We start from the raw sequence: 24077 nt of genomic DNA, 5'->3' as shown, positions 1-24077 counted from the left end.
AGTGGATTTTTAGTTGTAATAAAGTTCAGTTGCGGCAACAAAAATTAGTAGTGCTAGAAGCAATTTGCTGTTTATCTTTTTTAAAGGAGTAAGGATAATGATTAAACTTCCAACAGTCATAAGTTGAATGAAAAACATCAAAGTTCCGCAGCCTAATGATTGCGTGAAAAGCCACATTACATAAGCAGAAAGCAAAAGCATCAATCCAATGATTTTGGTTTGCTTTGGATTTTTCTGCATCCATTTTTCAAAACCTAGATCATACGACAACACTGCTCTTTTCGAAGTGTAATACAGTGTGTAAAAAGCTAAGAAAACAATAAGACTGGCAATTGTAATCATAATCAATTAGAATTTAAAAACACCTTTCTTATCAATATAGAAAGGTGTTTTTAGTTATATTTTATTAGAATTTATACGTAAAACTTGCAGCGAAAGTTCTAGGATCTTTTGGATGTACTGTTGACCATCCGTCATAGATTTCTTCGTTTGTGATATTGTTTAGTTTTAATGTTATTCCAAATCTTTCAGTATTGTAAAATAAAGAAGAGTTAATTACAGTATATTCTGGAATTGTAAATGTTCCTGAAACTGCTCTGTTCATGATTTTGTTGTCTCCAACATAGTTTCCTCCAAATCCTACACCAAATCCTCTTAATAAACCATTAGTAAATTTATAGCTTGCCCATAAATTTGCTAAGTTGTAAGCTCCTGCGCTTTCTGGTCTAAATCCTACAAAGTCAGCATCTCCTTTAGTTAGAGTTGCATCATTATAACTGTAGCCAAGAATAATATTTAAACCAGTAATAGGATTAGCAATAAATTCAGCTTCAAAACCTTTATTGTGCTGTGCACCGTCTTGAAAGTTTGTTACGTCAGTTGCATTTGGTCTAACGCTATAAACCATATTCGAAACTTTAATATCGTAGTAGCTTAAAGTAGCGTAAATTTTGTCTTTAAAAATATTCAATTTTGTACCAAATTCTATTTGGTTTGCATGTTCAGGATCAAACGTCACAGGAGTTCTTACTGTTCCATTTACATTTTCGCTTGGAGCTACGTTTGAAAAACCATTCATGTAGTTTGCGAAAATAGATACCTTATCAATAATGGGTTGATAAACTAATCCGAATTTTGGAGATAAAGAAGTCTGGTTATAGTTGTCATCGTCAGTTGAAACATCTCCACTGTTTATGAAACGATCCGCACGTAAGCTTACCATTGCAGAAAGAGCGGGAGTGAAGTTAATTACATCAGAGAAATAAGCACTGTAAACTTCTTGTTTTGTTTTATTATTATTTCTTGGAGCGTTTCCTACAATTGCATCAGATCCGGCCTTTGTTAAATTTCCTGTGTCACCATTTGATTGGCCAACGATTGCGTTAAATGATGCTAAATCGTCTCCAATATAAACATATCCATTTCCAAAATATCCTGTACCGCGATCAAGGCCAACTCTGTTGTAGTAATCTAAACCAACTACAAGTCTATTTCTTAGATTTCCGATTTTAAAATCACCAACGAAGTTTTGTTGTATGTCAAAAGTGGTGTTTTTATTGTCTTGGTAATTGAAAAATCTTGCTAAAACGATACCTTCCTTAATAGAAGAAAATGCCTTATTACTAGTTCCTTCGTATAGATAAGCATAATTACCGGTAGATTTAGCTGAACTTGTCGAGAAAATAGTCTGAGAAGTCCACTGGCTAGAAAGTTTATAATTCATTTGCGCCTGAATATTGTAAGAAGGCGTTTTAATTGTTAATTCGTTGCTTGTGTATGAACGATTGTTGTCGTATTTTAATTCAGCAATATTGTGAACTCTTAACGGATTTGCTCTGTCCAAAAACAACATTGTTGGGTTTGTTGTTTCATTGCTCATAAATTCTGTATTAACTAAGAATGATAATCTATCATTTACTTCATAAGACAATGATGGCGCAATAAAAAATGATTCTACAAAACCAGCATCTTGAAAACTTTCTTGTTTATTGTATGCTGAATTAACTCTAAAGTTAAGTGTTTTTTTATCGTTGATTGAGGTATTAAGATCTACAGTTGCGCGATTTAATCCGTAGCTTCCTGCTGTATAATTTACTTCTCCGCCAAATCCTTTATAAGGTCTTTTTGTTGTGGTATTAATTAATCCGCCATATGAAATTAAGCTGCTACCAAATAAAGTTCCAGAAGGCCCTTTAATAATTTCAACTCTGTCAATATTTGCAGGATCTAAACTACCATTTGTTAAACCTGGAACACCATTTACAATAGTTGCTTGAACAGGAAATCCTCTTAGAGAGTAGTAGCTGGCACCGTCTCCGCCACGACCTGTTGAAGTCCAAAGTTGTGTAACACCTGGCGCATTTTTTAGGGCATCATCAAATGTTGTAACTACTTGTTCTTTTAAGACGCCTCCGGTAATTGTAGTATAAACTTGTGGGTTTTCAAGATTCTTAAGTGGTAATCTTGAAACTTGTTGATTGTCTTTACGTACAAATTGATTTTTACGTCCATTTACAACTACTTCTGTTAATTCTTCTGAGTTTGAAGTAAGGCTGAAATTTTCAGTTAATTCCTGTCCTTCAGTGACAGTAATCTTTTTTTCCGTGGCATTATAACCAACTGCTGAAACTTTTAATGTGTAAGTTCCTGGCTTAACATTTTTTATTTTGTAATTACCTTCTTCGTCGGCAGTTGTTCCAAATCTTGTGCCTTTTAACGCTAAAGAAATTCCTTCGGGAGATTCATTATTATTTAAAGATATTTTTCCTTTTACAGTTGCTTTTTCTTGTGCTGTAATCGTATTCCCGATCAACAAGAAAAAACAAAAAGTTAAGAGCGAAATCGTAAATTTTAATTTCATTTTTATTTAGAATTAATTTTGATAGTGCAAATTTAATTGTTGGAAAGCAACTAAACAAGTTATTCTTATTTATTCTAAATAAAATACTTTTTAAGGGGTAAAATTTACATTTATTTAAAAAATTAACATCTTAAGCTAATCTTAAGTTGATTTTAAGCAAAAAAAAGCCTGTTCTAATGAAAGAACAGGCTTTTATATTGTCGAAAATTACTTAAAAAATTACAACTCTAAAGCACGTTTAGCGTCGCCATTCATTAATAATTCTACTGGATTTTCTAAAGCTTCTTTTACAGCAACTAAGAAACCAACAGACTCACGTCCATCGATGATTCTGTGATCGTAAGAAAGAGCAACATACATCATCGGGTGAATTTCAACTTTACCGTTTACAGCGATTGGACGCTCAATGATGTTGTGCATTCCTAAGATTCCTGACTGAGGAGGGTTGATGATTGGAGTAGATAACATACTTCCGAAAACACCACCATTAGTGATTGTGAAAGTTCCTCCAGTCATGTCGTCAACTGTAATTTGACCATCACGAGCTCTTAAAGCTAATCTTTTGATTTCAGCTTCAATTCCACGGAAAGTTAAAAGTTCAGCATTACGAACAACAGGAACCATCAATCCTTTTGGTCCAGAAACTGCGATTGAGATGTCAGCAAAATCGTAAGCGATTTTGTAATCACCATCCATCATAGAGTTAACATCAGGATATAATTGTAAAGCTCTTGTAACTGCTTTTGTAAAGAATGACATGAATCCTAAACCTAAACCACCATGTTTAGCTTTGAAAGCATCTTTGTATTCGTTACGAATTTGGTTAATTGGAGTCATGTTTACTTCGTTGAAAGTAGTAAGCATAGCAGTTTCGTTTTTAGCCGAAACTAATCTTTCAGCCACTTTACGACGTAACATAGATAATTTTGTACGCTCAGTTCCACGGCTTCCACCAGTTGGAGTTCCCATAGAAGGTACTGCGTTTACAGCATCATCTTTAGTGATTCTTCCTCCTTTTCCAGTTCCTGAAACAGTTGCTGGAGCAATATTTTTTTCATCTAATATTTTTCTTGCTGCTGGAGATGGAGTTCCTGCTGCATAGCTTGTAGCTGCTGGAGCTTGAACTGGCGCAGCTTTTGGAGCCTCAGCTTTTACTTCTGCTTTCGGAGCCTCAGCTTTCGGAGCTTCTGCTGCTGGTGTTGCTGCAGCGCCTCCTGCTGGTTTTGCAGCATCTGTATCAATTAAACAAACTACAGCACCTACTGCCACTGTATCACCTTCTTCAGCTTTTAGTGTAATTACACCGCTCATTTCAGCAGGCAATTCAAGAGTAGCTTTATCTGAATCAACTTCAGCAATAGCCTGATCTTTCTCTACATAATCTCCGTCTTTTACTAACCAAGTTGCAATTTCAACTTCTTTTATTGACTCCCCTGGTGATGGGACTTTCATTTCTAAAATCATCTTATTTTTTGTTTAAGGTTTTTATGGTTTAAAGTCTCACGTTGTTAAACCTGAAACTTTAAACTTGAAACATTTTTTATCTGAATAAATTTTTATCGAATACCATTCTAATTGCATCTGCATGACGACGTTTTGCACGTGTGTAACTTCCAGATGCTGGCGCAGCATATGCTTTTAATGAAGCCAATCTCCATTTTACAAGATCAAAGTTCATTAGCATGAAGCTGTAAGCTCCCATGTTTTTAGGTTCTTCCTGAGCCCAAACATAATCGTCTGCATTTGGATATTTCGCAATGATTTCTTTAATCTGCTCAACTGGGAAAGGAAACAATTGCTCGATACGAACAACTGCAACATCATTTCTTCCGTTGTTTTCTCTTTCAGCAACAATGTCATAATAGAATTTACCAGTAACAAAAACTAATGTTTTTACTTTCTTTTTATCTACTGTATTGTCATCAATTGTTTCTTGGAAACTTCCGTTTGCTAATTCGTCAACTGTAGATACACATCTTGGGTCACGCAATAAACTTTTTGGAGAGAAAACCACCAAAGGTTTACGGAAATTTGTTTTCATTTGCCTTCTTAACAAGTGGAAGAAGTTTGCTGGCGTTGTACAATCTGCAACATACATATTATGTCTTGCACAAAGTTGTAAGTAACGTTCCATTCTTGCAGAAGAGTGTTCAGCACCTTGACCTTCATATCCATGAGGCAATAACATCACAATACCGTTTTGGTTGTTCCATTTGTCTTCTCCACAAGAAATATATTGGTCAATCATAATTTGAGCACCATTAGAGAAATCTCCAAATTGTGCTTCCCAAATTGTCAAGGCTTTTGGGTTTGCTAATGCATATCCATAATCAAAACCAAGAACTCCATATTCAGATAGAAGAGAGTTGAATACGCCGAATTTTCCTTTTTTGTTTTCGATAGCATCTAAAAGAATTACTTCTTCTTCAGAATCTTCAACTTTAACTACAGCATGACGGTGAGAGAAAGTTCCACGTTCAACATCCTGACCAGAAATACGAACATCAAATCCTTCTGTTAAAAGAGATCCGTAAGCCAATGCTTCTGCAGTTCCCCAATCAAGAGTGTTGTTGTCGTATCCAGCTTTTCTATCTGTAACAATTTTAGTTATTTTATTGATAAACTTCTTGTCAGATGGTAAAGTTGAGATGGTATTGATGATAGAATCCAATCCTTTTTTATCAAAAGTAGTGTCTACTTTTTGAAGCATTTGTGTATCAGTTACCTGAACAAATCCTTCCCATTCGTTTTTCATGAATGGAGTAATGATAGTCAAATCTTTTTTACGAGAAGCTTCTAAGTTTTCTTCTAATTTAGATTTGTATTGTTTTTCTAAACCATTTACATAAGAAGCATCAATTACGCCATCAGATAATAATTTCTCAGCATAGATGTCTCTTGGGTTTTTATGTTTAGCGATGATTTTGTATAAAACCGGCTGTGTGAAACGAGGTTCATCACCTTCGTTATGACCGTATTTTCTGTATCCTAATAAATCGATGAATACATCACGTCCAAATTGCATTCTGTAATCTAAAGCAAAAGATACTGCATGAACAACAGCTTCGGCATCATCAGCATTTACGTGTAATACTGGAGAAAGCGTTACTTTGGCAACGTCTGTACAATATGTAGAAGAACGAGCATCTAAGTAATTCGTTGTAAAACCAACCTGATTATTGATTACAATGTGAATTGTACCACCAGTTTTGTATCCGTCAAGTAAAGACATTTGAATGATTTCATACAAAATACCCTGACCAGCAATAGCAGCATCTCCGTGTACTGCGATTGGCAATACTTTAGAGAAATCGTCATTGTAATATTTGTCTTGTTTTGCTCTTGTGATACCTTCAATTACAGCTCCAACAGTTTCCAAGTGAGAAGGGTTTGGTGCTAAATTGATGTTGATGCTTTTTCCTGATCTTGTTTTTTTGTCAGCAGTAAGACCTAAGTGGTATTTTACGTCACCATCAAAATATTCCTGATCGTAATCTTTACCGTCAAACTCACCAAAAATATCCTGAGTAGATTTTCCGAAGATGTTTGCCAAAACGTTCAAACGACCACGGTGAGCCATTCCCATTACGAATTGTTCTACACCTTTTTCAGCAGCCTGCTCGATCAAAGCATCAAGAGCCGGGATGATAGATTCTCCACCTTCTAATGAGAAACGTTTTTGTCCAACATATTTAGTATGAAGGAAGTTCTCAAAAGATACCGCTTCGTTTAATTTATTTAAGATTGTTTTCTTTTCTTCTGTAGAGAAATTAGGCTGATTAACATTTACAGCCAATTTATCCTGAATCCATTTTACAACGCCAGGATTTCTGATATACATATATTCAATACCAATGTGTTGGCAGTAAATAGCTTTAAGGCGATTTACGATATCTTGTAATGAAGATGGTGCCAATCCAATTGTTTGAGCAGCATCAAAAACAGTTGAAAGGTCAGCTGTAGTTAATCCGAAGTTTTCAATATCCAAAGTTGGAGATGAAGTTCTACGGTCACGAACTGGATTTGTTTTTGTGAATAAATGCCCGCGCGTACGGTATCCGTCAATTAATTTTAAAACATTGAATTCTTTCTTTAGTTTTTCAGAAATCTGACTATAATCTGTATTATCGCTAGTCACGTACTCAACGATAGTTTGCACTGGATTTTCGTCATTATATGTCGTCATTCCAAAGTCAAAACCCTGAAAAAAACTTCTCCAGCTAGGTTCTACACTGTCTGGGTTAACTAAATATTGATCGTATAATTGTGCAAAAAACTCGGTATGCGCTGCGTTTAAAAATGAAAACCTATCCATAATATTGAGTGAATATACTTTTTTGTTATATAGAAACGCAAAAGTACAACAATCGCATTTATTTAAATCTTTTTTTTACGTACTTTTACGTAAAAATTTGTTAAAATAAACGTTAAGTATGAATAAAAATCAAATTTCAATCGTTTTCAATTCTTTTTTTGTGATTTTGGCAGTTTTATTTTCAACCAATGTATCAGGACAGCAAAACTATGTCATTGATAACAGTAATCACTTCTGGGATAAAGTTCAGTTTGGTGGTGGACTCGGATTAGGTTTCGGATCCGGATACACTAATATTTCGGTTATGCCAAGTGCTATTTATAACGTAAATGAAGTTGTTGCTGTTGGAGCTGGTCTTCAATTTGGTTATTTATATCAAAAACATTATTATGAATCTTTCGTTTGGGGAGGAAGTCTTATCGGCTTGGTGAACCCAATTCCTGAAATTCAGTTGTCTGCTGAATTAGAACAAGTAAGGGTTGATACTCAATATGAAGCTACTTTTAATTTCCCTTCTTATTCAGATAGTTATTGGAATACTGCGCTATATCTAGGTGCAGGTTACAGAACAAAAAATGTAACTATTGGTGGACGTTACGATGTTTTGTATAATCCGAATAAAAGCCTTTACGGATCTGGATTTATGCCTTTTGTGAGGGTTTATTTTTAAAGTTGCTAAGGTGCTGAGTTGCTAAGATTCTAAGGTTTTAAATACAGGAATTTGAAGAAATATATTTTTGTAATTACAGCAATTCTAGTTTTAAGCTGTAATAATTCCAAAAAGTTAGATGCTAATAATGAAAAGGTTGCAAAAAAAGAATTGCGACCTTTTTTTGATTCGGATAAAATAGATCACTATTATTTAGATTCTTCTGAAAAAGAATTTGAACATTTAGCTAAAGATAATGCTGCACAGACAGCAAAGAAAAAAGAGTTCTCCGGCTTTTTTTATGGGAATTACCCAGAAACTATTCCAAAGAAAAATTTTGAAAATCTTTTATTGAAATATAACTACAAAAAATCAAGCCTATCTTTTAAGCAACAAAAACAGATTGAAAATGTATTTAGTGAAAAAGATTCATTAAAAAATGAGGTCTGTTCTTGTATTGCTGAGTATAGAGATATTTTTATTTTTAAAAAGAATAAAAAAACTATAGGAATAGCAAAGATTTGCTTTAAAAATGCGCGTTTCCAGATTGTAGGTAGTAAAATTGACACTGAAGGTTTTGGGCTTATAGAGGAGTTAGACAAACTAGAAAACATAGTGCGCCCTACTGAGATAAAACCTTAGAACCTTAGCATCTCAGAACCTTACTTATAATAATTCCGAAACCAAACCTTCTGCCATTCTCTCTTTAAAATCAAAAAAGCAACTTGTTCAGCGAGAATTACCAAATCTGAACCATCGAGTTGTTTGATCTCATTTTCAGGAACATCAATTATGTATAAAAGGTTGAGATATTCAGCAAATTTGTACTGAATCATTCTGTAGATTTTTTCGTGAAGTTGAATCTTTAATTCATCTGGCGAAATGCTTAACGGAAAATCAATTCCTTCATTAGCTAAATTGAAATCTTTATTAATCTGCTCAATCAAACTTAAATATAAAGTCTCAGCCTGCGCTTGCGCTAAAAGTGATTCGGTGCTTACTGGTGCTACAAACATTTGATTTTAGATTTTAGATTGCTGATTTTAGATTTTTTACTGAAAACTGACACTGAACACTAACTACTGATAACTGAACACTAAACCTTGCGTCCCATTAAATTCTCGCCAAATGTTCTTAGGATATCTTTCTTTTCAGAATTGATGTCCATTTTTTCTAAAGTTTCAAAGGCTTTAAAAGTGTACATTTCTATTGCTTCCTGCGTGGCGCGTGATGCTCCTGATTCATTAAAAATGGCTTTTGCCGTTTGTATTTTTTCTGAATTATCATCCAATTGCAAGCTGAATAATTTTTCTAATTCTGAAGCTTTTTCAGGGGTTGAAAATTCTAAAGCTTTTAAATATAAATAGGTTTTCTTGTTTTCAATAATATCTCCTCCAACTTGTTTTCCAAAAGTTTCCGGATCTCCAAATGCATCTAAATAATCATCCTGAAGCTGAAATGCCAAACCTAAATTCAATCCAAAATCATAAATTAAATTGCCTTCTTTTTCTGAAGTTTTGGCTACAATTGCGCCCATTTTCATAGCAGCAGCAACCAAAACGGCAGTTTTATATTCAATCATTTTTAGATATTGCGGAATGGTAACATCGTTTTTTTCTTCAAAATCAACATCCCATTGTTGTCCTTCGCAAACTTCAAGAGCTGTTTTGCTGAAAAGTTTTGCTAAGTTTCTAAAGACTTCAGGTTCGTATTGCTCAAAATATTGATAAGCCAGAATAAGCATGGCATCACCAGAAAGAATTCCAGTATTTATGTTCCATTTTTCATGAACGGTAACTTCTCCTCTTCTTAAAGGCGCATCATCCATAATGTCATCATGAACTAGCGAAAAATTATGAAAAACTTCAACCGCCATTGCGGCTGGAAGCGCAATCAAATAATCAGTATCAAAAACTTCTGCGGCCATTAAAGTTAAAACGGGACGAATGCGTTTTCCTCCAAGTCCTAAAATGTATTCAATAGGTTCGTAAAGATTTGTTGGTTCTTTATGTATGTTTTGACTCTCTAGATAATTGATAAAAAAATCTTGGTACTGACTTATATCGTGCATAATAAATTCTGATTTCGCGGCTCAAAGATACAATTCAAATATGAATTTCTAAGGATGAAATGTTAAAAGCGTATGAATCATTTTAAATGGACTTTTAATGCATCTCATTTTTAATGCGTTAATTTTTTTTCAAAAAACTTGGAAACTTTTTTGGTATTCAGAGTTTCCTGTATATATTTGCAGCGATAAAATGGAAACTAAGAACACTGTAAAAGTTTCCATGGAGAGTTTTGATGATTCTTAAAATCAATTAAATCAGGTGTTTATGAAAACAAAATGGATGTTAGATTCAAGCCAGTCAGATGTTTTATTAGAAATGAGACGATCAAGAACTGCTTATTTGGGAGGAGACTCAAATAAATTTGATGGGTATGTGAATATTGAAGACAATGAAATTGAAGATGCTTCTGTTGAATTCTCATTAGATATTAACAACAAAAATGAAAGTTTCCAATCTATAGATGCTTATTTACAGCTTCAGGATTTTTTTGAAGAAGATGAGCATCCGATTATCAGTTTCAAATCGACGTCATTTCAAAAAGTAAATCAGAACATTAATTTTTTCAAAGGCGATCTAACGATAAAAGATATCACGAGAGTAGTTGAATTGGATGCTGAATTTCTTGGAGAAAATATTTATAACGGAGAGAAGAAAGTAGCTTTTGAAATTAAAGGAAACATCAAACGTGAAGACTTTGGTTTGGATTACAGCTCTTTTAATCATACTTCGGGTGCAGCCTTAGGAAAAGACATTAAACTTATAGCAAATTTAGAATTTAGCATATAAATCTTACTAAATCAATAAATTGATGTAAAATTATTACAAATAAACAGGAAACTATTTTTTTAATTTTAGTTTCCAAAGTATATTTGTGATGCAATCGAGAATTTAAAATGAAAGAGAAGATTATAGCAAAAGCAAGCGAGTTATTTTTAAAGCTTGGTTTTAAGAGTGTTACAATGGACGATATTGCGGGTGAAATGTGTATTTCGAAAAAAACGATTTACAAGTATTTCTGCAATAAAGAAGTTCTGATTGAAGAAAGCACTTCGCTGGTTCATGGCCAGGTACACGAAATCATGGATACCATTATAGCAAAGAATTTTAATGCTATTCATGAGAATTTTGAAATTAGAGAAATGTTTCGTGACATGTTTAAAAATAACATAGATACGTCTCCAATTTATCAGTTAAAGAAGCATTATCCTGAGATCTATCAAAATATTCTTTCATTCGAAATTGATCAATGCACGCAACTTTTTAGAGAAAATATTGAAAAAGGAATTCGTGAAGGTCTTTACCGAAGTGATTTGAATGTAGAGGTTTATGTGAAGTTTTATTATACACTGGTTTTTCATATAAACGAAAATACCGTTTCTGAGAGCGAAGCACAAAGAATTGAGCTGGAAGCATTAGAATACCATACTCGTGCAATGGCTACTGTAAAAGGAGTAGAGGAATTGGAAAAGCAGCTAAAAAGAATAACTAATTAATTCATCCAAATATATTCAATCGTCATTATTCTGAGTGAGGATGGAAAATGACGGTACTATCTCAAAATTTAAAAAATAAATATTTAACTACTTATGAAAAGAATCCTTCTTATATTTTTGTGCACCATTGGCTTGTCTGTCAACGCACAAACCACTTTAACCTTGAAAGACGCGGTCAATTATGCGCTTCAAAATAAAGCCGATGCTAAAAAAGCTAAGCTTCAGGTAGAGAATAGTGAGTATCAGATTCAGGAAATACGTTCGAGAGCTTTACCACAAATTAGTGCAAACGGAAATTTAACGTATAATCCGGTAATTCAGACTACAGTTATCGATGGTGCAGGTTTTGGGCAGCCGGGAACTACAATTCAGGCCGCATTTGGACAGAAATGGACATCAACTGCAGGGCTTTCTTTGACTCAGGCATTATTTGATCAATCTGTTTTTACAGGTTTGAGAGCAGCAAAAACTACTCGTGAGTTTTATCAGATAAATGATCAATTAACGGAAGAACAAGTTATTGAAAGAGTTGCAAATAACTACTATTCCGTTTATGTGCAAAGAGAAAGACTTATTCTATTAGATAGTAACTATGTAAATACACAAAAAGTTCGTGATATTGTACAAGGACAGTTTAATAATGGTTTAGCTAAAAAAATTGATTTGGATCGTATTATTGTAAAAATGTCTAACATTGATACAGATCGTCAGCAGGTTAAAAATCAGATTGAATTACAGGAAAATGCATTAAAGTTTTATATGGGTATGCCTATAGAAACTCAAATCGTTATGCCAAAAGAAGAATTTGAAGTTGTGCCAGCTGCTTTAACACAAGAGCCAAATATTGAAAACAGAACAGAATATTTGCTTTTGAAAAAACAAGAAGAACTTTTAGTATTCAATAAAAAAGCTGTTGAAGCAGGTTATTATCCTACACTTTCATTGTCTGCAGGTTACAATTATATCGGACAAGGACCTGAAATGCCTTGGTTTGCAAAACCAGATAAAGGTGTTTACTGGTCAGATTTCTCTGCAATTGCTTTAAACTTACACGTGCCAATCTTTACAGGTTTCGGAACTCGTGCAAAAGTAAGACAAGCAGATGTTCAAATCAGAGAGTTACAAGAAGACATCAAAGACACAAAACTTTCTCTTGATTTAGATTATAGAAATGCAATGACACAGATTAATAATAATCTTGTGACTATCGAAAATCAGAGAGAAAATATGCGTTTGGCGTTAGAAATTTTAGGAAATACCAAAAACAATTACCTTCAAGGTTTAGCATCTTTAACCGATTTGCTAGACGCAGAAAATGCATCTCTTGAAGCTCAAAATAACTTTACAAGAGCAGTTTTAAATTATAAAATTGCCGAAATATCTCTAATCAAATCGAAAGGCGAACTTAAATCTCTTACTAAATAACAAATTATTACAATGAAGAAAATAATAATAACACTCGTAATCATAATTGTAGCTTTTTTTGGAGTTAGCTACATTTTAAATAAGAACAAAGCAGAAAACGAAGCGAAAACTGCAATTGTAGCAGAAAAAAACGCAGCAGTTTCTGTAAAAGTGGCTACAGTAAAAACAGAAGATGTTAACTTAGGTTTTACTGCAAACGGAAACTTCGCACCAATTCAGGAATTGACTTTTTCTGCTGAAAAATCTGGAAAAGTAATTAGTGTTTTAGTTAAAGAAGGTGACTATGTAAGAGTAGGTCAAACTCTTTTAACAGTAAGAGGTGATGTTATCAATGTAAACGCTCAAGCAGCTGAAGCAGCATATCAAAACGCAAAATCTGATTATGCTAGATATGAAAATGCTTTTAAAACTGGCGGTGTTACAAAACAACAATTAGATCAAGCAAAATTAGCTTTAACTAATGCTCAATCTAACTATACTCAAGCTAAAATTAACGTTGGAGATACAAGAGTAAAAGCCCCAATCAATGGATACATCAATAAAAAATATATCGAACCAGGTTCTATTTTAGCTGGAATGCCTGCAACTGCTTTATTTGATATTGTAAATGTTTCTAAATTAAAATTGACTGTAACGGTAAACGAAACTCAAGTTGCTAGTTTAAAATTAGGACAAACTGTAGACATTACAGCAAGTGTTTATCCTGATAAAACTTTCTCAGGAAAAATTACTTTCATCGCTGCAAAAGCAGATGCGTCTTTAAATTTCCCTGTTGAAATTGAAATTACAAACAATGCTAACAACGACCTAAAAGCAGGTATGTACGGAACGGCAAACTTTGGTGCGAAGAGTCAAAAACAAAACTTGAAAGTGGTTCCGAGAAATGCTTTTGTTGGTAGTGTGAGCAGTAACGAAATTTTTGTTGTAGAAAATGGTGTTGCTAAATTAAGAAAAGTAGTGGCAGGAAGAATTTTAGGAGATAAAGTTGAAATCATTAATGGTTTAAATGACGGAGAAACTGTAATTGTTACTGGTCAAATCAACCTACAAGACGGAAATACTGTAGAAATTATTAAATAATTGTACCGCTTTAAGCCGTAAGCAATAAGCTTTAAGCCTTTTCAAAGATGCCTAAAGCCTACAGCGTATAGCCTACAGCCTAAAATAAAATATATGAAATTAGCCGAAATATCCATAAAACGTCCGTCGTTGGTAATTGTATTGTTTACAATTCTGACACTAGGTGGATTGTTCAGTTACAGCCAACTAGGCTACGAGCTGATCCCAAAATTCGAAACCAACGTTATTACGGTTTCAACTGTATATCCTGGAGCTTCTCCGAGTGAGGTTGAAAATACAGTAACAAAGAAAATTGAAGATGCCATTGCATCTCTTGAAAATATTAAGAAAATCGATTCGAAATCTTACGAGAGTCTTTCGATAGTATCTATCACGTTGACTTCAAATGCGAATGTTGATATTTCGATGAATGATGCACAGCGTAAAATTAATGCGATTTTAAGTGATCTTCCAGATGATGCAGATCCGCCGTCATTGACTAAATTCTCTTTGAGTGATTTACCAATTATGACGCTTGGTGCGAATGGTAAAATGGACGAAGCAGCTTTCTACGATTTGATCGATAAAAAGATTGCTCCAGTTTTATCTCGTGTACAAGGGGTTGCTCAGGTAAACATTATTGGTGGTCAAGAGCGTGAGATTCAGGTAAACCTTGACGCAGTAAAAATGCAAGGTTACGGACTTTCAGTTCCTCAAGTTCAGCAGACAATTTTGAGTTCTAACTTAGATTTCCCAACGGGTAACATCCAAACTCGTAACCAAAAAATCTTAATCCGTTTGGCGGGTAAATATAAAAATGTTGACGAATTAAGAAACTTAGTAGTTTCTTCTCAAAACGGAATTCAAATTCGTTTGGGAGAAATTGCAGACGTTCAGGATACGCAAAAAATAGCAGAGAAAATTGCGCGTGTAGATCAAAAAAGCGCGATTGTACTTCAAATTGTAAAACAATCAGATGCCAATGCCGTTGCGGTAAGTGAGCAGTTGATTAAGACAATTAAAACTTTGGAGAGCGATTACAAATCGGCTCAATTAAAATTAGAAGTAGCAAAAGACAGTACTGTCTTTACTCTTGAAGCAGCAGATTCTGTTGTGCATGACTTGTTAATTGCGGTTATTCTGGTAGCTTTCGTAATGTTGTTCTTCTTGCACAGTATTAGAAACTCATTGATCGTAATGGTATCTATTCCAGCATCTTTGATTGCTACATTTATCGGGATCTATTTGTTAGGTTATACGCTTAACTTAATGTCTTTACTTGGTTTATCTCTTGTAGTTGGTATTCTTGTTGATGACGCGATCGTTGTACTTGAAAACATTTATCGACACATGGAGATGGGTAAAAGTCGAATTCGTGCCGCTTATGATGGAACTGCCGAAATTGGTGCAACCGTAACTTCGATTACATTAGTAATTGTGGTGGTGTTCTTGCCAATTGCAATGAGTACAGGATTGGTATCGAACATTATTACACAATTCTGCGTTACAGTAATTATCTCAACGATGTTCTCATTATTGGCTTCGTTTACAATTATTCCATGGTTATCTTCTCGTTTTGGAAAACTAGAACATATTGAAGGTAAAAACCTTTTCGGAAAAATTATTCTTGGTTTTGAAAGCTATTTGACTCGTTTTACAAACTGGGTATCAAACTTGCTTAACTGGTGTTTAGATCACTACATTAAAACAATGGGAGTTATCCTTGTAATGTTCTTTGGTACGATCTTCTGGTTAATGGGAGGTGGATACATTGGAGGTGAGTTCTTTGCATCATCTGATAGTGGTGAGTTCTTAGTGCAAATCGAGATGCCAAAAGACGCTTCATTAGAGCAAACTAACTTTATGACGCAAAAAGCAGAAGCTTTCTTAAAAGGAGAGAAATATGTTTTCAGTCAAATTACAACAGTTGGTCAAACCAGTGAAGGTTTAGGAGCAGCTCAAGCAACAGCATACAAAGCAGAGATTGACGTTAAAATGATCGATCAAAAAGATCGTACAGATGACGCCAATGTATATGCTGCAAAAGTGAAACGTAAACTAGAAAAAGTTTTAGTTGGTGCAAAAGTAAAAACAGTTCCAGTAGGTATCTTAGGTACAGCTGAGGATGCAACTTTAGGGTTGATCGTAACAGGTCCAAACGTAGAAAGTGCCATGAAATTTGCTAAACTTGCCGAAGCTGAATTACGTACTATTCCTGGAACAACTGAGATTAAATTAACAGTTGAAGACGGAAACCCTGAAATCAACGTTCAGGTTGATAGAGATAAAATGGCTGCATTAGGATTGACACTTCAAACGGTTGGTTTAACCATGCAGACTGCTTATAGTGGTAATACAGACGGTAAATTTAGAGCTGGTGAATACGAGTATGACATCAACATCAAATACAACGAATTTGATAGAAAAAATATCACAGACGTTAGTAACTTGATTTTCATCAACAATGCAGGTCAGCAGATCAAATTAAACCAATTCGCAACAATTACAGAAGGTTCTGGACCAAGTAAATTGGAGCGTAGAGATAAAACAGCTTCTGTAACCGTGCAAGGTCAGAACGTTGGGGTGCCAGCAGGAACAATTGTTCAGCAATGGCAGGCAAAACTTGACAAATTGCAAAAACCAACTGGAGTAAATTACATCTGGGGTGGTGACCAAGAGAATCAATCAGAAGGATTTGGTACTTTAGGAATTGCATTATTAGCTGCTATTATTTTGGTTTACCTTGTAATGGTTGGATTATATGACAGTTTCGTTCACCCGTTTGTCGTATTATTTGCTATTCCGCTTTCGTTCATTGGAGTTTTATTTGCATTAGCATTAACAAACAATACTTTAAATATCTTTACTATCTTAGGGGTAATCATGTTGATTGGTCTGGTGTGTAAGAATGCGATCATGCTTGTCGATTATACCAATCAGCGAAGAGCGGCTGGAGAATCTATCAGAACAGCTTTAATCCAAGCAAACCATGCACGTTTACGTCCGATCTTGATGACAACAATTGCGATGGTATTTGGTATGTTCCCAATTGCATTGGCATCTGGAGCAGGAGCAGAATGGAAAAACGGATTAGCATGGGTAATCATCGGAGGTTTGATTTCATCATTATTCCTTACCTTGATTGTGGTACCAGTTATCTATGATATTATGGAGAAAATTATCCGTAAGTTCTCTAAAGGAGAAAAAATCGACTACGAAGCTGAAATGCATGCCGATTATGTGCATACTGAATTAAGCGAAGACGGTTTTAATCCTAAACATACTCATTAATAGTTTTAATTTTTGATAGTGAAATTCCGAGCCCGAATTCGGAATTTCACAATGAAAAATCCCAGATTCCATTAAATTGGAGTTTGGGATTTTTTTTATTGTTAATTGAAAAATATGTTTATTTGCATCACCTTACAAAAAATATTATGCTACAAAAAGACAAGTCAGCAGCAATTGGTTTTATTTTTATAACCATGTTAATAGACATTACTGGATGGGGAATTATTATTCCTGTAATACCAAAATTAATTGAAGAATTAATTCACGGTGACATCAGCGAAGCTGCAAAAATTGGTGGTTGGTTGACTTTCGCTTATGCGATAACCCAATTTGTATTTGCACCTGTAATTGGAAATTTGAGTGATAAATATGGTAGGAGACCAATTATTTTAATTTCCCTTTTCGGATTTTCGTTAGATTATCTTTTATTGGCATTTTCGCCAACCATTATCTGGCTTTTCATAGGAAGAATTATAGCTGGAGTTACCGGCGCAAGTATTACAACCGCTTCAGCTTATATTGCCGACGTTAGTACTGCCGAAAACAGAGCTAAAAACTTTGGATTAGTTGGCGCTGCTTTTGGATTAGGATTTATCATTGGGCCAGTGATTGGTGGACTTTTAGGTCAATATGGATCTCGAGTTCCTTTTTATGCAGCAGCAGTTTTGTGTATGCTGAATTTCCTTTACGGATTCTTCATCTTGCCAGAATCATTAAAAAAAGAAAACCGCAGACCATTTGACTGGAAACGTGCCAATCCAATTGGAGCCATTTTAGGATTAAGAAAACACCCAACCTTAATTGGTTTAATTGTTGCGATATTTCTCTTATATGTAGGTTCTCATGCCGTACAAAGCAATTGGAGTTTTTTCACTATTTATCAATTTAATTGGGACGAAAGAATGATCGGGATTTCGTTAGGAATAATCGGTTTATTGGTTGGAGTAGTGCAAGGAGGATTAGTTCGATATATCAATCCAAAAATTGGAAATGAGAAAAGCATTTACATTGGTTTAGCTTTATATACAATCGGAATGCTATTATTTGCTTTTGCAACAGAAAGCTGGATGATGTTTGTGTTTTTGATTCCATATTGCCTTGGCGGAATTGCGGGTCCAGCGTTACAATCTGTTGTAGCAAGTAAAGTAGCGCCAAGCGAACAAGGAGAAATTCAAGGAACTTTGACCAGTTTAATGAGTGCTTCTTCAATTATTGGTCCGCCAATGATGGCCAATACATTTTACTTTTTCACTCATGACGATGCACCTTTTAAATTTGCAGGAGCACCTTTTATTTTGGGAGGAGTTTTAATGTTATTGAGTACAGTAGTAGCTTATTTTTCGTTGAAAAAACATTCAGTACCGAAAGTAGAAATTGATAATCAAGAAACGATATAAAACTAAAAAGGTCTTCATTTTAATGAAGACTTTTTTAGTTAGGCTTTTTTCTACTTAAGGTACAAATAATGGTTAAAATAGTCAATAATTGCTTTTCCTTCCAATAGAACATCAGCGCCAATAATGCCGTGAACAGCTTTTGCTTTAAAAGATTCTAAGGCCTCATTTACATGCGAAAGATCAAAAATTACGATACTAAAACCTTTACTTTTCCAGCTTCCTAACTGCAATTTATTTTGAGACGAAATCTGAGTGGTCATTCCCGTTCCGCCTGCTCCAGAAGCCTTTGTTTTAGAATTTTTTGCAGAAAGTTCAAAACGTTCAATAGACTCAAAACCGACGCACGTATTTGATGCGCCCGTATCTAAAATGAAATTGCCAGAAATGCCATTTATTTTGGCCTTTATCTGCAAATGCTGTGTTTTAGTGATTTTGAATTTTATTTTTTTGTAATTCTCTTTTTTGAGAATTTCATGAAGATTTTCCATTTCATTTAGGATTGAAATCCAAAAATAAGTTAATTACTGCCAAAAAGCTAACTGGATAAAAGATTTTCTATTTAATATGTGCATAGAAGAAAAATATAAAATTTAATGTTTTTTCGCTGTTATGGTATTGAATATGACGCGATTGTGTGTAGTTTTTGAGATTCTTTTTTTAAATTAGCTATAAAATGTTTTTTTATGGTTTTAAATAAAATTCATCCCGATCAGAAATATATTGACGGAATTGCTACCAATAATTCTGTAGTTATTAAAATGATTTATAAAAAATTTGCCCCCAAAGTGGTTCAGTTTATCACTAATAATTCTGGAGACAAAGAAGATGCTCAAGATGTAATTCAGGAAATTATGATTTTGCTTTTCGATCAAGCAAAAGCAAATCAACTGCAATTGGACTGTCCCTTTGATGCTTGCTTTTTTTCATTATGCAAAAGACATTGGCTTAGAGAATTGCAAAATTCTACGCATAAAAAAGTTACAATTTATGAAAATGTTGTTTCCAGAAATGAATCTGCCCATGGACTAGTTGAGCAAATCGAAGCATTTGATCAAAAGCAAAAGAAATATAGAATTTTCGATAATTATCTTAAAGATGAATTAGATATTGATGAAAAAAATAGTCTAGAAAAACGGTTATCAGGTGATGAAGTTCTTCGTTCTGAATTTGAAAACTTTAAGGAAGTTTATTTCCAAAAGGAAAATCAATTCGCAACAGAACCAGATCGCCTCGCTTTTGTAGAAAACCTCACTAAAATTTCAGATAGATACTTCAATAAGAAACAGCACAAAACAGCTTCGCTTAAACCGTGGTATTTTGCGGCAGCGGCATCTGTAATTATTATGTTCGGATTGTTTTTCTTTGATTATAAGCATTATCCAAATTTTGAAGATTATAATCATCCCGAAAGTGCTTATTTTACAGAAAGAGGCGTGTCTGAAGCAATTTTAAAGCAAGCAGAGAATAATTTCAACGGAAAAAGATATGAAACCGCGATTCCGATTTTTGAAATGATTTTGAAAGAAAACAATTCGGACGAGATTAAATATTTCTACGCAGTTTCATTATTGCAGGTTGGCAAATACGTGAAAGCAGAAAATATTTTCAAAGAATTAGAAGCAGAAAATTCTGTTTATAAAGAAAAAGCAAAATGGAATCTAGCTTTGTCTAAACTAAAACAAGGCAAATATGACGACTGTAAGGCCATTTTGCAGACCATTTCTCAGGATTACGAAGATTATGATCAAGTAGAACAGCTTTCAGAAGAATTGGAATAAAATGTAATTATTAAGAAAAATTTTATCCCTTTACGGGAAACCTCAATCGAATTTGGAATTTTAGTTCTAAATTCGATTTTCTTTTTGAAAGAATTTGTTTTTTTTTAGTTTTTCCATATACGAAAAACCCAACGTGTAGGAATTGTACCCGATATTGAAGTAAAACCAACAATTTTAGATATTCGACAAGGCAAAGATGAAGTTTTGGAACGCGCTTTGCTATATATAGAAACAGCAAAATAATCTTGGTTTATCGTACTGAAGAACGAGGGATCGCACTAGCTGATCGAAAGAAAAAATGGGGGTTTTTCTTTTCGAAGCTTCTTGTGAGATCCTTCGTTCCTCAGAATGATAAAAAATTGGTTATTATTATTCAAGCCTTTGTTACAGTTTAAAACTTTGACAAAGGTTTTTCTTTTTAATCAAATACAGAAAATCCGTTTTATGTGTGTCCAATTCACGAAATTGCTATTCTTTTAATATTGTCGTAATTTTGTCCCTTTAAAATTATAGACTTGAATTCAACACCCTTTATTACCGATACCCATACCCATTTGTATTCTGAAGAATTTGATCAGGATCGTGACGCAATGATTCAACGCGCTATTGATGCCGGAATTACACGTTTTTTTATTCCCGCAATCGATGCTGCGGCAACTCAGTCTATGTATGATTTGGAGAAAAATTATCCTGAAAATATATTCCTAATGATGGGTTTGCATCCCACTTATGTGAAAGATAATTATCTGGACGAATTGGCGCATGTGGAAACAGAATTATCAAAAAGAAAATTCTACGCAGTTGGCGAAATCGGAATCGATTTATATTGGGATAAAACGCATTTAAAAGAACAGCAAATTGCTTTTAAAAGACAAATTCAACTGGCAAAACAGTACAAATTGCCAATCGTAATTCACTGTAGAGAAGCATTTGATGAGATTTTTGAAGTACTAGAAGAAGAAAAGTCTGAAGATTTATTTGGGATTTTTCATTGTTTTTCCGGAACTTTAGAACAAGCAGAGCGTGCAATTTCTTACAATATGAAATTGGGAATTGGAGGTGTAGTTACGTTTAAGAACGGAAAAATTGATCAGTTTTTAAATCAAATCGATTTAAAACACATCGTTTTGGAGACCGACTCGCCGTATTTAGCGCCGATTCCGTACAGAGGAAAAAGAAACGAAAGCAGTTATTTGGTCAATGTTATTGCCAAATTAAGCGAAGTTTATAGTGTTTCTGCCGAAGAAATTGCAGCAATTACAACGCAAAATTCAAAAGACGTTTTTGGTATTTAACTTAAGCCTTACAAAACTTTAATTTTTTTTTTGTTCTTTTGCCCACTTAAACCCAAATAAATAATGCAGAGATTTGATGCCATTCGACCGTTCTATGATTCCGAAATAAATGAAGCACTTCATGGTGTTGTCAATCATCCGATGATGAAAACCATGATGAACTTTACATTTCCGGATGTAGAAGATGAGGTTTGGAAGGAACAATTAAAGAAAACACATTCTATTCGTGATTTTCAATGCAACTTTATTTACAATACAATCCAGAAAGTTTTAGAAAAAAGCTCTGAAGGCCTTACAACTTCAGGTTTTGAAAAACTGGAACCTAATACTTCTTATCTGTTTATCTCAAACCATAGAGATATTCTTCTAGATACAACCTTATTAAACGTTTGTTTATTCGAACATGGTTTGGTCATGACTGCTTCGGCAATTGGAGACAATTTAGTGAAGAAAGCTTTCTTGGCAACTTTGGCGAAATTAAATCGAAATTTTTTGGTTTTAAGAGGATTAACGCCTCGTGAAATGCTGCAAAGTTCAAAATTATTGTCTGAATACATGGGACAATTACTGCTTCGCGAAAACCGTTCGGTTTGGATTGCTCAAAGAGAAGGAAGAACAAAAGACGGAAACGACGAAACCAATCCAGGAGTTTTAAAAATGATCGGAATGGCTTCTGATGAAGAAGATTTGATGAATTATTTTAAGAAATTAAAAATTGTTCCGGTTTCTATTTCTTATGAATACGATCCGACTGATGTTTTGAAAATGCCACAATTAATGGCGGAAGCAAATAACGAAGTTTACGTAAAAGACAAAAATGAAGATTTCATGACCATTATAAGTGGCGTCATGGGAACTAAAAAAAGAATACATATTTCTGTTGGCGATGTTTTGGATACAGAAATCGATCAGATTGTGGCTGAGAATGATAATGTAAACAAACAAGTTCAAGCTCTGGCACAAACTATTGATGATGTTATCTTGAAAAACTATCAATTATGGCCGACAAATTTTATTGCTTACGATATTTTAAACGAAACAGATAAATTCGCTCACAAATACAAAGAGAGCGAAAAACAGCTTTTTGAGCGTCGTTTAGAAATGAGAATCGGAAGTGATAATCCTGTGACAAGACAAGGATTTTTAGCGATGTATGCTAATCCTGTTGTCAACAAATTAAAATACCAAGATGTCATCTAAAGCAAAAATATTATTGGTCTATACCGGAGGAACCATCGGTATGAGCAAAGATTTTGAAACTGGAGCGCTGAAAGCCTTCAATTTTGGTAAATTAATTCAGAAGATTCCGGAAATCAAACAATTGGATTGTGAAATCGAATCGATTTCATTTGAACATCCAATAGATTCTTCAAATATGAATCCCGAAATGTGGACAAAGATTGCCACCATTATCGAGGAAAATTATAGCGCTTACGACGGATTTGTTGTCCTTCACGGATCAGATACTATGTCGTATTCCGCTTCGGCATTGAGTTTTATGCTGGAGAATTTAGCAAAACCAGTGGTGTTTACAGGTTCGCAATTGCCAATTGGAGATTTGCGTACTGATGCCAAAGAAAACCTCATTACAGCAATTCAGATTGCTTCACTTTTAGAAGACGGAAAGCCTGTTATTAACGAAGTTTGTTTGTATTTTGAATACAAATTATATCGTGGAAACAGAACTTCAAAAGTAAACGCAGAGCATTTTAGAGCTTTTACAGCGCCAAATTATCCTGAATTGGTAGAATCTGGTGTTCATTTAAAATTAAACAGACATTTATTTCTTCCTGTAAATAAAGATGCCAATCTGATCGTTCATAAAAATTTAGACAATCACGTTGCCATCATAAAAATGTTCCCAGGAATGAGCGAAATTGTTTTGGCTTCAATTCTTGCAACTAAAGGTTTAAGGGGAATTATTTTAGAAACATACGGTTCAGGAAATGCCCCAACCGAAGATTGGTTTTTAAACCTAATAGAAAAAGCCATAAAATCGGGAATGCATATTGTAAACGTAACCCAATGTTCTGGCGGAAGCGTAAACATGGGACAATACGAAACCAGTACGGCTTTGAAATCTCTAGGCGTTATTTCAGGAAAAGACATTACAACAGAAGCCGCAATTACAAAATTGATGTATCTGTTAGGACATAATATTCCACAAAATGAGTTTAAAGATATTTTTGAAACGGCACTTCGTGGAGAAATATCATAGTTTAAATTACAATATTTTAAAAATCCCAAATTCCAATGCTTTGCGTTAAAGAACTTTGTCAAAGTTTAAAACTTTGACAAAGTTGAAAATTTATCGCGGCGTGTATATTCCATAGGAATATCTCATCGGTAGAAAAAAATTATCGTTTTGCATTGTGTCCTGTAGGGACACATGTTTTTTAACGACAATAAAAAATCCGTCTCGTTAATCAAACGTTCCTATGGA

19 protein-coding genes are annotated in these 24077 nt (G+C 34.2%); 12 read left to right on the top strand and 7 right to left on the bottom strand.

Translation table 11 applies throughout. The annotated features are described in order from the left end of the window. Nucleotides 1-9 precede the first annotated feature (9 nt). From ABXT06_RS01145 to ABXT06_RS01130, 4 genes are all read right to left on the bottom strand, one after another. Nucleotides 10-342, bottom strand: coding sequence for a hypothetical protein (locus tag ABXT06_RS01145; RefSeq protein WP_354589107.1), 333 nt, complete (start codon nt 340-342; stop codon nt 10-12). A 64-nt stretch (nt 343-406) separates the two neighbouring features. Further along, a complete protein-coding gene (locus tag ABXT06_RS01140) occupies nt 407-2860 on the bottom strand; it encodes a TonB-dependent siderophore receptor (RefSeq protein WP_354589106.1) in 2454 nt (817 codons plus the stop codon). A gap of 219 nt (nt 2861-3079) precedes the next feature. Further along, the gene (gene odhB, locus ABXT06_RS01135) at nt 3080-4324 is read right to left on the bottom strand and encodes a 2-oxoglutarate dehydrogenase complex dihydrolipoyllysine-residue succinyltransferase (protein ID WP_354589105.1); all 1245 of its coding nucleotides are present in this window, start codon (nt 4322-4324) and stop codon (nt 3080-3082) included. A gap of 76 nt (nt 4325-4400) precedes the next feature. Beyond that, nucleotides 4401-7175 (bottom strand): 2-oxoglutarate dehydrogenase E1 component, encoded by a 2775-nt coding sequence (locus tag ABXT06_RS01130; RefSeq protein WP_354589104.1) that lies wholly within the window; start codon nt 7173-7175, stop codon nt 4401-4403. Between the two features lie 118 nt (nt 7176-7293). Between ABXT06_RS01130 and ABXT06_RS01125 the strand changes: the two genes are divergently transcribed. After that, the gene (locus ABXT06_RS01125) at nt 7294-7845 is read left to right on the top strand and encodes a hypothetical protein (RefSeq protein ID WP_354589103.1); all 552 of its coding nucleotides are present in this window, start codon (nt 7294-7296) and stop codon (nt 7843-7845) included. 51 nt (nt 7846-7896) lie between these two features. Continuing rightward, nucleotides 7897-8466 carry a hypothetical protein gene (locus ABXT06_RS01120; protein ID WP_354589102.1) on the top strand — a complete coding sequence of 190 codons (570 nt, stop codon included), beginning with the start codon at nt 7897-7899 and terminating at the stop codon, nt 8464-8466. A 20-nt stretch (nt 8467-8486) separates the two neighbouring features. On the opposite strand, the gene ABXT06_RS01115 is transcribed toward ABXT06_RS01120, so the two are convergent. Next, nucleotides 8487-8840 (bottom strand): hypothetical protein, encoded by a 354-nt coding sequence (locus ABXT06_RS01115; protein ID WP_354589101.1) that lies wholly within the window; start codon nt 8838-8840, stop codon nt 8487-8489. Between the two features lie 80 nt (nt 8841-8920). After that, nucleotides 8921-9895: a polyprenyl synthetase family protein gene (locus tag ABXT06_RS01110; RefSeq protein ID WP_354589100.1), complete on the bottom strand. Its 975-nt coding sequence runs from the start codon at nt 9893-9895 to the stop codon at nt 8921-8923. Nucleotides 9896-10160: 265 nt separating this feature from the next. Here ABXT06_RS01110 and ABXT06_RS01105 point away from each other — a divergent pair, with 265 nt between their 5' ends. The 6 genes from ABXT06_RS01105 (at nt 10161) to ABXT06_RS01080 (ending at nt 18561) form a co-directional block, all read left to right on the top strand. Beyond that, nucleotides 10161-10682 carry a YceI family protein gene (locus tag ABXT06_RS01105; protein WP_354589099.1) on the top strand — a complete coding sequence of 174 codons (522 nt, stop codon included), beginning with the start codon at nt 10161-10163 and terminating at the stop codon, nt 10680-10682. Between the two features lie 107 nt (nt 10683-10789). Beyond that, nucleotides 10790-11389, top strand: coding sequence for a TetR/AcrR family transcriptional regulator (locus tag ABXT06_RS01100; RefSeq protein ID WP_354589098.1), 600 nt, complete (start codon nt 10790-10792; stop codon nt 11387-11389). A 93-nt stretch (nt 11390-11482) separates the two neighbouring features. Continuing rightward, nucleotides 11483-12814, top strand: a complete 1332-nt coding sequence (locus tag ABXT06_RS01095) for a TolC family protein (RefSeq protein WP_354589097.1) — start codon at nt 11483-11485, stop codon at nt 12812-12814. Nucleotides 12815-12826: 12 nt separating this feature from the next. Beyond that, a complete protein-coding gene (locus tag ABXT06_RS01090; RefSeq protein ID WP_354589096.1) occupies nt 12827-13894 on the top strand; it encodes an efflux RND transporter periplasmic adaptor subunit in 1068 nt (355 codons plus the stop codon). A gap of 93 nt (nt 13895-13987) precedes the next feature. Continuing rightward, the gene (locus ABXT06_RS01085; protein WP_354589095.1) at nt 13988-17164 is read left to right on the top strand and encodes an efflux RND transporter permease subunit; all 3177 of its coding nucleotides are present in this window, start codon (nt 13988-13990) and stop codon (nt 17162-17164) included. A 122-nt stretch (nt 17165-17286) separates the two neighbouring features. Next, nucleotides 17287-18561 (top strand): TCR/Tet family MFS transporter, encoded by a 1275-nt coding sequence (locus tag ABXT06_RS01080; RefSeq protein WP_502909019.1) that lies wholly within the window; start codon nt 17287-17289, stop codon nt 18559-18561. 50 nt (nt 18562-18611) lie between these two features. On the opposite strand, the gene ABXT06_RS01075 is transcribed toward ABXT06_RS01080, so the two are convergent. Next, entirely contained in the window at nt 18612-19049 is a 438-nt protein-coding gene (locus tag ABXT06_RS01075; protein WP_354589093.1) for a retropepsin-like aspartic protease, read from the bottom strand. Nucleotides 19050-19244: 195 nt separating this feature from the next. Between ABXT06_RS01075 and ABXT06_RS01070 the strand changes: the two genes are divergently transcribed. The 4 genes from ABXT06_RS01070 (at nt 19245) to ABXT06_RS01055 (ending at nt 23852) form a co-directional block, all read left to right on the top strand. Further along, nucleotides 19245-20339: a tetratricopeptide repeat protein gene (locus ABXT06_RS01070; RefSeq protein WP_354589092.1), complete on the top strand. Its 1095-nt coding sequence runs from the start codon at nt 19245-19247 to the stop codon at nt 20337-20339. 515 nt (nt 20340-20854) lie between these two features. Beyond that, a complete protein-coding gene (locus ABXT06_RS01065; protein ID WP_354589091.1) occupies nt 20855-21634 on the top strand; it encodes a TatD family hydrolase in 780 nt (259 codons plus the stop codon). A 63-nt stretch (nt 21635-21697) separates the two neighbouring features. After that, on the top strand, nt 21698-22834 hold the full coding sequence (locus tag ABXT06_RS01060; RefSeq protein WP_354589090.1) for a 1-acyl-sn-glycerol-3-phosphate acyltransferase: 1137 nt from the start codon (nt 21698-21700) through the stop codon (nt 22832-22834). Then, nucleotides 22824-23852: an asparaginase gene (locus tag ABXT06_RS01055; protein WP_354589089.1), complete on the top strand. Its 1029-nt coding sequence runs from the start codon at nt 22824-22826 to the stop codon at nt 23850-23852. Before ABXT06_RS01060 ends, ABXT06_RS01055 begins: the two co-directional genes overlap by 11 nt. Nucleotides 23853-24077: the final 225 nt, after the last annotated feature.

This window comes from Flavobacterium sp. UW10123 (assembly GCF_040538975.1).
Classification (GTDB): domain Bacteria; phylum Bacteroidota; class Bacteroidia; order Flavobacteriales; family Flavobacteriaceae; genus Flavobacterium.
Note: the sequence above shows the minus strand (reverse complement) of the source record. Positions and strands in the feature narration are given on the sequence as shown.